Source organism: Cellulomonas sp. P4_B5_2 (genome assembly GCF_056402235.1).
Map to the genome: position 1 here is coordinate 1 of NZ_JBFUHU010000078.1, position 11,884 is coordinate 11,884.

General features: G+C 70.8%; 8 protein-coding genes and 1 pseudogene. 4 read left to right on the forward strand and 5 right to left on the reverse strand.

Going from position 1 to position 11,884, the window contains the following annotated elements; all coding sequences use genetic code 11:
- The 4 genes from AC1DUQ_RS07520 to AC1DUQ_RS07535 form a co-directional block, all read left to right on the forward strand.
- On the forward strand, window positions 1–279 hold a 279-nt coding region (locus AC1DUQ_RS07520; protein ID WP_477073591.1), incomplete at its 5' end, for a Jag family protein.
- A 3,002-nt stretch (window positions 280–3,281) separates the two neighbouring features.
- Window positions 3,282–3,959: a 16S rRNA (guanine(527)-N(7))-methyltransferase RsmG gene (gene rsmG, locus AC1DUQ_RS07525; RefSeq protein WP_477059574.1), complete on the forward strand. Its 678-nt coding sequence runs from the start codon at window positions 3,282–3,284 to the stop codon at window positions 3,957–3,959.
- Window positions 3,960–4,920: 961 nt separating this feature from the next.
- Entirely contained in the window at window positions 4,921–5,976 is a 1,056-nt protein-coding gene (locus tag AC1DUQ_RS07530; RefSeq protein ID WP_477059573.1) for a ParA family protein, read from the forward strand.
- Window positions 5,973–7,133, forward strand: coding sequence for a ParB/RepB/Spo0J family partition protein (locus AC1DUQ_RS07535; protein ID WP_477059572.1), 1,161 nt, complete (start codon window positions 5,973–5,975; stop codon window positions 7,131–7,133). The genes AC1DUQ_RS07530 and AC1DUQ_RS07535 overlap by 4 nt, the downstream gene beginning before the upstream one ends.
- 39 nt (window positions 7,134–7,172) lie before the next feature.
- On the opposite strand, the gene AC1DUQ_RS07540 is transcribed toward AC1DUQ_RS07535, so the two are convergent.
- The 5 genes and pseudogenes from AC1DUQ_RS07540 to AC1DUQ_RS07560 form a co-directional block, all read right to left on the reverse strand.
- Complete coding sequence (locus AC1DUQ_RS07540) at window positions 7,173–8,123, reverse strand: D-alanine--D-alanine ligase family protein (protein ID WP_477059571.1); 951 nt, start codon at window positions 8,121–8,123, stop codon at window positions 7,173–7,175.
- 37 nt (window positions 8,124–8,160) lie between these two features.
- A complete protein-coding gene (locus tag AC1DUQ_RS07545) occupies window positions 8,161–9,507 on the reverse strand; it encodes an aminotransferase-like domain-containing protein (protein ID WP_477059570.1) in 1,347 nt (448 codons plus the stop codon).
- Between the two features lie 105 nt (window positions 9,508–9,612).
- Entirely contained in the window at window positions 9,613–9,945 is a 333-nt protein-coding gene (gene trxA, locus AC1DUQ_RS07550; protein WP_477059569.1) for a thioredoxin, read from the reverse strand.
- Window positions 9,942–10,937, reverse strand: a complete 996-nt coding sequence (trxB, locus tag AC1DUQ_RS07555; protein WP_477059568.1) for a thioredoxin-disulfide reductase — start codon at window positions 10,935–10,937, stop codon at window positions 9,942–9,944. The genes trxA and trxB overlap by 4 nt, the downstream gene beginning before the upstream one ends.
- A gap of 105 nt (window positions 10,938–11,042) precedes the next feature.
- Window positions 11,043–11,884: pseudogene (locus AC1DUQ_RS07560) on the reverse strand (hypothetical protein); the annotation flags it as partial.

Genomic DNA, 11,884 nt, shown 5'->3' on the forward strand with positions numbered 1-11,884 from the left:
CTGCAGGAGCTGACCCGACTGGCCGTACAGGCGAAGACCGGTGAGCGGAGCCGCCTGATGCTCGACGTCGCCGGCTACCGCGCTGCACGCCGTGCCGAGCTGGTCACGGTCGCCACCGAGGCGATCGAGCGGGTGAAGGCGTCCGGGGAGGCCGTGGCGCTCGGTGCCATGAACCCCTTCGAGCGCAAGGTGGTGCACGACGCCGTGGCCGCTGCGGGGATGTCCAGTGACTCCGACGGCGTGGAGCCGAACCGGCACGTGGTGATCCGCCCGGCGTGATCCATGCCCCTCAAGGGCGTAAGGCGAAGGGGTGGACCCGTGGGGGTCCACCCCTTTGTCGTACGTGTTTCACGTGAAACACGGGGCGAGGGTTGGGAGTGGCTCCGGCGGTGATGTGAACAAGACTCGCTGTTTCACGTGAAACGAGGCTGCGCCGCTGCTCGGCTGTCCCGCAGACGAACCTGTGTCTGTTGGGGCGAGTGAAGCCGGCGCCGGCCGGCTGTGGCCCTCTCTGGTGCCGACGGTCCGGCCTTGATGCGACCGTTCGTGGCGAGTCGAGCTGGCTTCCTGGCTGGACGAGGGTCGTTGCGGCACGCCTACGTCGTCGGAGAGGGTGTGCCTGGCGTCCCGGCGCAGCACCTGTTCGGCAGTGAGCCTCTCGCACGGATCTATCGGAGGCCTCATCCCGCGTCGCCGAGCGGAGGTCGTCCTCGTCGTTTCACGTGAAACATGCGCTCGGAAGCTGGCCCGCCGCGCAAGGTGGTGCGCGTGGGTGCAGTGCTCGAGATCGTCGGGCCACTAGGCGGCACCGCTTCGCGCTCCGCCGGCGCTCGCTGGACTTGGCACGGCTTGCGGGTACCCACAACCGATGGACATGGCGCGAGGCGCTTACCTGCCCTTCGACTCCAAGTACTCGTGAGTGGTGTCCCTCATGAGCGGGTCGCACCCGTCGCGAGTAGGGGAACAACGGCCACGTCATGCTGTCGGAGATCTCGCCGTGAGACTGCAGGCAATTCTCCGTCGGTTTCCCAAACAGCTCGCAGTCAAAGGGAGAGTTCCTCCCTGCGCCGCATCCGCGTGCCACCCTGCGATATCCGGTCGTACGGACTGGCAGTCGTCTCGGCGTTCGCCGGGTCGCGAGGCGTCGGTTGGCTCGTGGGGGCACGGCACGGCGGCACGGCGGCACCACGGCACGTCGGCACGGCCGCTCGGCGCTCGTCTCTGCTTGTGAGGCCCCCATCCCTGGGGCTCATCTCAATGCCGCACCCAGAGCAGACGAGAGTTCGCCGACAGGTGGCAGGGCGACCCTGGTGATCACACCTCGTGATGTTCCACGTGAAACATGCGATCGGACGGCGAGTCGGCTGTGCGGTGGCGTTCGCGAGGAGCGTCCCGATCACCCCCTCCAAGGCACGCTGGCCGATGGCGCGCTACGAAGTCAGGGCCGTCGGCGTTCGGCGAGTCGGCACCGAGTGTCAGCTGGGCCATTCCAAGGCGAGATCGCGGCGCGGTGACTACTCAGACCGCCCCCCACCGGCAGGTCGCCGGGCGGGCCAGACGCCCTGGCGTGATCAGTGACCGAGTCCATAGCGTCTGTCTCGGCGATCGCGATCGAGCCGTACTTGTCTCGATCGGCTACAGGCAGGAGGGACCCGGCGGCTTGCCGGCGGAAGCGCAGTTCGAAGTCGGATGCCCCGCGGACCCCTGGGCGGTCACTGAGGTGCGCGCTCGACGGTGTCGACCAGATGGCACTCTCGGGCGTGGCGTGAGCTAGATGCGCGGCCATGGGCTACGGAGCCTTCTGTGGCGGGTGCGATGGTGGTCGGGCTCGGGTGTTGAGCGGCGTCGTGCGATCTCAGGTGGCGGGAGTATCCGTGCCACCTAACGGCAGGGCTTGCGCATGAGGCTCCCGGCCTCGGGCGAAGCTGATGGCGAAGGCACCCCGACATGGGTCGAAGCAAGAGCAGCAGCAGTTGCGAGCCAGCCAGTGCGTGGGATGTAGAGCTCAGTCGGGTAGGCAGTCGTGTTTCACGTGAAACAGCAGGCCGTCGCCAGCGACGGCCGGCCGCAATACCGTCCACGGTTCTCACGCCCTCAGCGCCCGGGAATGGCGACGGGCAATCGACAACGCGGGCACATGTAGTGAGCGCTGGCGAGCTGCGACGTGAGCCGGCTGCACCCGGGATCGGAGTGCGGTCGACGGCCGCGACGCTCGGTGTGCGGAGCGTGGGCGCACGAGTGGCGAGGGAGCGCGGCGTCCGACCATCGGGTGCACGAGCGACGCGGGTCGAGGGGCGGGTAATGACCGGGTGGACGAGTGACGTGCGTCGGGCGACAGGTCGTGGACGGGTGGACGAGCGATGCGCGTCGGGCGACAGGTCGTGACCGGGTGGACGAGTGACGTGCGTCGGGCGACAGGTCGTGACCGGGCGGGCCAGCGATGCGCCTTCGGGCGACAGGTCGTCACCCGGTGGGCGAGCGAGTTGGGCAGAGCAGCTAGACGAGTGACGTGTCAGACAGCGTCCGCGACCTGCGACGTGCGAGTGCCGGAATCGGGACGGTCGAGCGGGGCGAGCGGTCGCCACGGTTGGCAGGTGACGCACATCGAGGACTCGCGGCGTCCGAGGCGGCCTGACGATGAGCGCAGAGGCGGGCCCCGCTCCAGTCGCTCCGTCCTCGCGGCCCGGGATGACACCGTCACCTACGGGCACGACAGCGGCGACGCCGGGTGGGAGGGAGGTCTCCGAGCCACCGCAATCGCCCGGCGAGTGCACCGCCATCTCTCCACCGAGCCATGACGCCGACCCACACATGAACGGGCCTCGCCTGATGCTTGGCACCACCGTCGCGGACAATGACGTACGACCCGGCTCAGGGCACCGCCAGGCCTGGTTGCGGGCGTCCGCGTCGGCTGGACGAGTTGCGCGAAGGAGGAATCCGCCAAAGCTCGCGGTCGGCTACTGCCGCACGGGTGTTTCACGTGAAACGGCCGCGGCCGACCATGCGGTCGCGAAGGAGCGAGGCACGTGGCACCTCGCGTAAACGAGCCCCCGGAGGCTGGTACCCGCGTCAGTTCCACGGCCGCGCCGCTGATGACTCCGTGCTCATCGAGAACCGGACAAGTCGATCGGCGACATGTCCTGTGGACGGCGAGGGGAGGGAACCCTCGCACGGTACGGTAGGGCCGCGCGAGAGCCAGGGCAGCCCATCGATCGTCGTCACAGGCGCCCTCACGCGATGTTCAGCAGCACTGTTTCACGTGAAACCTGGGGGACCTGACAGTGGCGGAAGTTCAGTCGGACGCGACCGACAGAGCCGACCCGCTGGATGGCGACGCCCGCCTCGAGCAGTACTTCGGTCCCGCGTGGACGGCAGTCCTGGGGTTCCACGACCTGCTGGTCTCCCAGGGGGAGCTGCGCGGGCTGGTCGGCCCTCGGGAGCTGTCCCGTCTGTGGGAACGCCACCTGCTGAACTCCGCCGCCGTCGTTCCGTTCCTCCCGCGTGAAGGACGGATCATCGACCTCGGCAGCGGGGCTGGATTGCCGGGCATCGTGGTCGCGGCGATGCTTCCGGACGCCGAGGTCGTTCTGCTCGAACCCATGGAGCGGCGAACGGCGTGGCTCAGCGAGGTCGCGGAAGAGCTCCACCTCGGCAATGTCGTGGTGCGGCGGGGCCGGGCACAGGACGAGCACGGCAGCTTGCTCGGGGACGCGGTGACCGTGCGAGCGGTGGCCTCGCTCGACAAGCTCTACCGGCTCGCGCTGCCATTGCTTGTCGCCGGGGGTTCGCTCGTCGCGCTGAAGGGCGGCAAGGCGGAGGACGAGATCGAGGCGGCCAAGCATGTCGGCCGCAAGCTCGGAGCAGGCGTGGCATCCGTGGTGGACGCCCCCACGATCGAGGGAGTCGAAGTGACGAGAGTGGTCCGCGTCGTACGGGAGGCAGTGCCTGGTGTTCGGTAGGAAGAAGCGTCGTCCGGAAGCGGAGACTGGTCAGGCCGTCGACCGCGCGCCCGACGGGACCACCGCGAGCACCCCGGCCTGGGCACCTCAGCAGGGACCTGCGCAGCCCGACGTCCCGCCGGCAGCGCAGCACGACGCAGGCACGCGGCCCACGGAAGTGACCGCTGTGCCGCAGGCCGCGACTCGCCAGGCGGTCCAACAGGTGCCCGAGCGCGAAGCCCGCGGCACCCCCCGGGAGGTCCCGCCCGCTCCGCAGGACGCACTGCGGCCAGCTGTAGAGCAGGCCGCCCACCCCCTTGCGCCGGTGGGTAGTGGCTCCTTCCAGAACGGGATGCCGCGGACAGCCGAGCAGCACCTGGCCGCGCGGGAGGTCCCGCAGCGGGAGCAGGCGAACGAGCAGCACCCGGCCGCGCGGGAGGTTCCGCAGCGGGAGCAGGCCAACGAGCAGGACCCGGCCGCGCGGGAGGTCCCGCAGCGGGAGCAGACGGACCAGCAGCCCGGCTCGCCGACGTCGGGCGCGTCCCTGTCGAGCTCTGAGCCGGCCAGCGGACCGGCCGCCGCCGGCGTGGCCCACACCGCTGCCTCACACCCACAGGCCGGTGTCGAGACGGAGTCGACCGCCCATGACGCGGGCGCGTCGGCCATGCGCCAGAGGCGGAGCGCCCGGCCCGAACCGGTGAGCGCGGGAGAGCCGTACATCCCGACCGTCGCCGCTCCTGCATCGCAGGACCACAGTGCCCCCGTTTCACGTGAAACATCGCACAGTGACTCGGAGCTCGCAGCGGCGGCCGACACCGCAGGGTCATGGGACGACCAACGTATCGCCGCAGGTCACGCAGGCGAGAGCACCGAAGAGTCGGTACCCCTCGCTGATGCTGGGGGGAGTACCAGGACAACCGGACCGGACTCCCAGCAGGCCGAGAGCACGGGACAGGTCCCGGCACGTGACACCATCTCGCCCATGCCTGCTCGCCATGATCTGGACCCCGAGGAGAGCCGTCGCGCGGCGCTCGTCGACAGCCTCCCGGTGGTGTCCGACGACACCCCGCTGATGGCGGAGCTGAAGCAGGATGCCCGCCGTCGGATCGAGCTCCGCGGACGACGGTTCCCGCGCCCCCCGCAGACGCGCATCATCACGGTGGCCAACCAGAAGGGCGGCGTCGGCAAGACGACGACGACCGTCAACCTGGCCGCGGCTCTGGCACAGGCCGGCCTCAACGTGCTGGTCCTCGACAACGACCCGCAGGGGAACGCGTCGACGGCGCTCGGTGTCGAGCACCGCGCGGGGACGCCCTCGATCTACGAGGTCCTGGTCGACGGCGCGCCGATGGCCGACGCGGTCCAGGAGAGCCCGGACGTACCGAACCTCTGGTGCCTGCCGGCCACGATCGACCTGTCCGGTGCCGAGATCGAACTGGTCTCGATGGTGGCGCGGGAGACGAGGCTGCGGAACGCTCTGGACGCCTACCTCGACGGCCGGGTGGCGAGCGGGCAGGAGCGGATCGACTACGTCTTCGTCGACTGCCCCCCGAGCCTCGGGCTGCTGACGGTGAACGCGTTCGTGGTCGCACGTGAGGTGCTGATCCCCATCCAGTGCGAGTACTACGCGCTCGAGGGGCTCAGCCAGCTGCTGAAGACGATCCAGCTGATCCAGGCCCACCTGAACCCGAGGCTGCACGTGTCGACGATCCTGCTGACGATGTACGACGCGCGCACCAACCTGGCGCAGCAGGTGGCGACCGAGGTCCGCACGCACTTCCCGGAGCGCACGCTGCGCACGACGGTGCCGCGGTCCGTCCGCATCTCGGAGGCCCCGAGCTACGGCCAGACAGTCATGACCTACGACGCCGGATCCTCGGGAGCCCTCGCGTACCTGGAGGCCGCCCGTGAGGTGGCGGAGCGAGGCGCCACCGAGCTCGAGGACGACCACCACAGCAACGGGCAGGCGTCGAACGGCTCCGCCCCGACAGACCATGAGCACCAGACGGCTGCGGCCGTCCGTCAGGAGGAACTGTGAGCGAGAAGCGACGCGGTCTGGGCCGGGGCCTCGGAGCCCTCATCCCCACGGGCCTGGACGGCCAGCGGCCGACCGGGGCGGAGCGTCCCGTCGACGTGTTCTTCCCCGATCGCGAGCGAGAGAACGGTGAAGCGGCCGCGGCGGCCGCCGCGCTGGCGACCGCGACCCTGACGGAGGAGCCACCCACGGTCGAGCCGACGACGGCCGAGCCGACGTCGGCGACCGGGCTCGACGGGTCCACGAACGGGGTGGCTCACCTCGAGCACAACGGGACACCGCTCGTCGAGGCAGTCGCTGCGGAGCCGCTCGTCGCGGAGTCGGCCGACGGGCTCGTGCCGGTGCCCGGTGCGCGGTTCGCCGAGCTGCCGGTGGGGGAGATCCGGCCGAACCCGAAGCAGCCGCGCACGGTCTTCGACGAGGACGCGCTCGACGAGCTGGTCGGATCGATCCGCGAGGTCGGCGTCCTGCAGCCGATCGTCGTGCGCGATGCCGGCGACGGCTACGAGCTGATCATGGGCGAGCGGCGGTGGCGCGCCACGCAGGCGGCCGGTCTGGCGACGATCCCCGCGATCATCCGTGACACGGACGACTCCGACCTGCTGCGCGACGCTCTCCTGGAGAACCTGCACCGCTCCGAGCTGAACCCGCTGGAGGAGGCGGCCGCGTACCAGCAGCTGCTGGACGACTTCGGCTGCACCCACGAGCAGCTGGCGACGCGCATCCAGCGGTCTCGCCCGCAGATCTCCAACACGCTCCGCCTGCTCAAGCTCCCGCCGCTGGTGCAGCGCCGGGTGGCCGCAGGTGTCCTGTCGGCCGGACACGCTCGCGCGCTGCTCGGACTCAACGACGGCGCGGCGATCGAGCGCCTGGCCCAGCGGATCGTCGCCGAGGGCCTGTCGGTTCGCGCGGTCGAGGAGATCGTCTCCCTCGGCGGGGACGCAGCGCCGGTCGCACGCCGGACCGCACCCCGCGCAGGCGTGAAGAACGAGGCGCTCGACCACCTCGCCGCACGACTCTCGGATCGATTCGACACCCGCGTCAAGGTGAGCCTCGGCAAGTCGCGCGGCCGGCTGACGGTCGAGTTCGCGTCGGTGCAGGACCTCAACCGCATCCTCGCCAGCTTGGCTCCGGAGGACCCGGGCCTGCTCAAGGGCTGACCGCGTACAGCTCACCCGTCCACAACCGTACGAAAACGGTCAGCGGGTGAGCGCGGCCTCGACGAGCGCGCGGTACAGCTCGCCGAGGGAGAGGCCCGCGGCCTCTGCGGCCTGCGGGAGCAGCGACGTCTCGGTCATGCCGGGGGCCACGTTGACCTCCAGGAACCACACGGTGCCGTCCGCATCGACGATGAGGTCGGTGCGGGACAGCGCGTCGAGCCCGAGCGCTCGGTGCGCGGCGACGGCCACGTCGGCGACCGCGGCCGTCAGCTCGGGAGAGAGCCGGGCCGGCGCGAAGTACTCGGTACGTCCCGGGTTGTAGCGGGCGTCGAAGTCGTAGGGGCCGTCCGTGACGATCTCGACGGCGGGGAGCGCCACGGGTCCGTCGCCGGTGTCGACCACGCTGACGGCGACCTCGGTGCCGGCCACGGCCCGCTCGATGAGCGCCGTGTCGCTGTACGCGAAGCAGTCGACCATCGCCTGAGGAAGGGCATCCGCGCTGGTCACGAGCGTGACACCGAGCGCTGAGCCGCCGCGGGAGGGCTTCACGACGACCGGCAGCCCGAGCCGGCCGACGATGGCGTCGAGCACCTGGCGCGCACCCAGCTCACGAAACAGCGACTGCGGCAGCGTGACGAACTCCGGCGTCGACAGGCCCGCCCGTGCGGCGACGGTCTTGGCGATCGGCTTGCTCCACGCGATGCGGCTCTCGCGCGGGCCGGTGCCCAGGAGGCGCAGCCCGAGCATCTGCACGACGTCGCGCACCGAGCCGTCCTCGCCGCTGGTCCCGTGCAGGAGGGGCCACACGAGATCGGGCTGCAACTCGACGAGGGCGGGCACCAGGTCGGCGTCGACGTCGTGGACCGAGACCTCCACCCCCACGGACCGCAGGGCGTCGGCGACCCGTCGCCCGGAGCGCAGGGAGACGTCGCGCTCGTGGGACAGGCCCCCGGCCAGGACGACGACGCGGGGGGACGGGGTGGCGGTCACGGTGCGAGGACTCCGATGGCGAGAGGACGGGGGCGGGTCAGGCGACATCCGGGCCCGGCTGCTGCACGTCGCCGTGCCCGGCGGACCCGGTCGTGCCGAACAGCTCCACCAGCTCACGCTCGCCCGCGACAACACCCGCGAGGCGGCGCACGCCCTCACGGATGCGCTCGGGCGTGGGGTAGCAGAACGACAGGCGCATGTGGTCGGCGCCGGAGCCGTCGAAGTAGAACGCGGTCCCCGGCACGTAGGCGACGCGGGCGGTGACAGCCCGCGGCAGCATGTCCTTGGCGTCGAGGCCGTCGGGGAGCTTGACCCACGTGTAGAAGCCGCCGTCCGGAACGTTCCACGTGGCGTCGGGCAGGTGCTCGGCCAGCGCGGAGATCATGGCGTCCCGCCGCTCCCGGTACTGCTCGCGGTAGACCTTGATCTGGCCCTGCCAGTCGCAGGTGGACAGGTAGGTGGAGATCGCGATCTGCGAGGCGTTGGACGGACAGAGGATCGCGGACTCGCTGGCCAGCACCAGCTTCTCGCGCACGGCGTGCGGGGCGACCACCCAGCCGACGCGGTAGCCGGGCGCGAACGTCTTGGAGAACGAGCCGAGGTAGAGCACGCCCTCGTCGTCCAGAGAGCGCATCGCGGGCCGCGGGTCCCCGGAGAAGCCGAGCAGCCCGTACGGGTTGTCCTCGAGGACCAGGACGCCGTAGCGACGGGCGATCTCGAGCACGAGCGGCCGTCGCTCGATGGACAGCGAGACGCCCGCCGGGTTGTGGAAGTTGGGCACCGTGTACAGGAACTTGACCCGACGACCCTCGCGGGCGAGCGAGGCGAGGGTCTGCTCCAGCGCGGCGGGGATCAGCCCGTCCGCGTCGATCGGCACGTGCACCACGTCCGCCTGGTACGCACGGAACACACCGAGCGCGCCGACGTAGGACGGGGCCTCCGCGACGACGACGTCGCCCGGGTCGATGAAGATGCGGGTGACCAGGTCGAGCGCCTGCTGCGACCCGGTCGTCACGACGACGTCGTCGGGGTGCGCGTCGATGCCCTCGAGCGCCATGACGTCGAGGATCTGCTCACGCAAGGTCTCGTCGCCCTGACCGGACCCGTACTGCAGCGCCTGCAGGCCGCGCGTGGCGACGACGCGCTGGGCCAGGTCTCCGAGGATGTCCAGCGGGAGTCCCTCGAGGAACGGCATCCCCCCGGCGAGGGACACGACCTCCGGACGGTTGGCGACGGCGAACAGGGCGCGGATCTCGGACGACCGCATGCCGTGCGTGCGCTCGGCGTAGGAGCCGAGCCACTGGTCGAGGCGCGTGCCGGTGCCGGCGGCGGAGGACGTGGGGGGGCCCGACGTCTCGCCGTCGGGAACGGGGTGCGCAGTCATGCACCTGAGTTTGGCACGCGAGCGACCATGCTCCGTGCACCGTCCCAGCGACACGAACGGCCCCGCCGCAGTTGCGACGGGGCCGTTCGGCAGGGAGTGCGGGTCTCAGACCGTGGCGAGCACGCTCTCGATGTCCTCGGCGATCATCGACTTGGGCCGTGCGCCGATGACGGACTTCACCAGCTCACCGCCGGCGTAGAAGTTGAGCGTCGGGATGGACACGATGCCGTAGTCGCCCGTGACCTGGGGGTTCTCGTCGGAGTTGACCTTGACGATCTTGACGCGGCCCTCGTACGTGGCGGCCAGCTCCTCGAGCACGGGAGCGACCATCCGGCACGGTCCGCACCAAGGAGCCCAGAAGTCGACGATCACGGGGATCTTCGACTCGAGGACCTCGGACTGGAAGGTGGCGTCGGTGACCGGGGTGGTGGCGCTCATCGGATCTCCTCGGCGTAGGTCTCCACCGGCGGGATCGGGTGCACGAGGTCACCGAGCGAGGCCAGGAAGTGCTGGGCGTCCAGGGCCGCGGCGCAGCCGGAGCCGGCCGCGGTGATGGCCTGGCGGTAGGTGTGATCGACCAGATCGCCGCACGCGAAGACGCCCGTGAGGTTGGTGGCGGTGGACCGGCCGATCACCTGCACGTAGCCCTCGTCGTCCAGGTCCACCTGGCCCTTGACCAGCTCGGAGCGCGGGACGTGCCCGATGGCGACGAAGACGCCGGTCGCGGGGTGCTCGCGGGTCTCGCCGGTGACCGTGTCGCGCAGCGTGACGCCGGTGACCTTGGCATCACCGTGGATCGCGACGACCTCGCTGTTCCACGCGAACTCGATCTTCGGGTCGTTCTCGGCGCGGTCGGCCATGATCTTGGAGGCGCGCAGGTGGTCGCGGCGGTGCACGAGGGTGACGCGCTTGCCGAACCGGGTCAGGAACGTGGCCTCCTCGACGGCAGAGTCGCCGCCGCCGACCACGATGATCTCCTGGTCGCGGAAGAAGAACCCGTCGCAGGTGGCGCACCAGGACACCCCGCGGCCGGACATGCGCTTCTCGTCGTCCAGGCCCAGCTCGCGGTACGCGGAGCCGGTGGCCAGGATGACGGCGCGGGCCTGGAAGGTCTCGCCGTTGAGCGTCTCGATCGTCTTGATGTCGCCGGTGAGGTCGAGCGACGACGCGTCGTCCCACAGCACCTCGGCGCCGAACTTCTCGGCCTGCTTCTGCAGACCCTCCATGAGCTCCGGGCCCTGGATGCCGTCCGGGAAGCCGGGGAAGTTCTCCACCTCGGTGGTGTTCATCAGCGCGCCGCCGGCGGTGACGGAGCCGGCGATGACGAGGGGCGTCAGACCCGCACGGGCCGCGTAGATCGCGGCGGTGTAGCCGGCCGGACCCGAGCCGACGATGACGAGATCGCGGACGGTGGTGGACTGCTCGGTCACGAGACTTCCTTGCGGTTCGGCATGCCGGAGACGATCCGGCGGGGCTGACGGATCAACAGATCCTAGGCCGGATCTGTTCCGGACCCGCGTCAGGACGCGGCACCGTCAGGACAGGGCGATCTCCGTCAGCTCGAGCCGGAAGCCGCCGTCGGGTGCCGTCGGGAGCTGCGTGATCCACAGGACGATCGACTGCGTCTCCGTGGCGGGGTTCAGGGTGAACACCGCGTCCGGTCCGAACGGTCCGGACGCGAGCACCGCCCCGCTGGTCGGGTTCGCCGCGTCGGTCGCGCGGATCTCCACGTTCCCGCCCGTGCTGTTCGAGTGCAGCGTCACGGTGCTGACCGTGGTCTTCGTGGTCAGGGTGATGGCGTAGCCGACGGCGTCCTTGAACCCCGCGAAGTCGTCACGCTTGTAGGTCTGGGTGTACCAGAACGTCGCCGGGTCGCTGTCGTACGCCTTGGCGACGTCCTCCTGGTGCTCGCCGTCGGCGTCGGACGGGTCGATCGTCGTCGCGGAGGCGATGACGGGTGCACCGCCGACGGGGGCGGCGGGCGCGGCCGGTTCCTCCGCCGCGGGTGCGGCCGGGGTGGACGGCGCCGCGGCGCTCTGCGACGTGTCGGGATCGGCCGTCGAGTCGCCCGGGTCGAGCGAGGAGAACAGCGCCCGGAACGCGAGGACCACGCCGATGATCACGACGAGGACGACGACGATCAGGACGAGCGCGGTCGGGTCGAACCGGAGCTTGCTGGGCGGCGTGGACTCGGCCCCGATGACGTCGCCGAAGTCGAAGGTGTCGGGCCGCCCGGCGGGGGGCTCGACGGGCGGTGGCGGTGCGGCGGCGCGGCCGGCCGGGGGCACGGAGGACGGCGCGCTCGCTGCGGTGGACCGGGCCACGGGTCGGCGCACGACTGTCGGGAGCACGGGAGGCGCGGGCGCCGGCTCGGGGG

Bases quoted from the DNA above. Each gene is read 5' to 3' on its own strand.
- trxA (WP_477059569.1), bottom strand. From the start codon at position 9,945: ATGAGCGCCACCACCCCGGTCACCGACGCCACCTTCCAGTCCGAGGTC.
- AC1DUQ_RS07545 (WP_477059570.1), bottom strand. From the start codon at position 9,507: ATGACTGCGCACCCCGTTCCCGACGGCGAGACGTCGGGCCCCCCCACG.
- AC1DUQ_RS07530 (WP_477059573.1), top strand. From the start codon at position 4,921: ATGCCTGCTCGCCATGATCTGGACCCCGAGGAGAGCCGTCGCGCGGCG.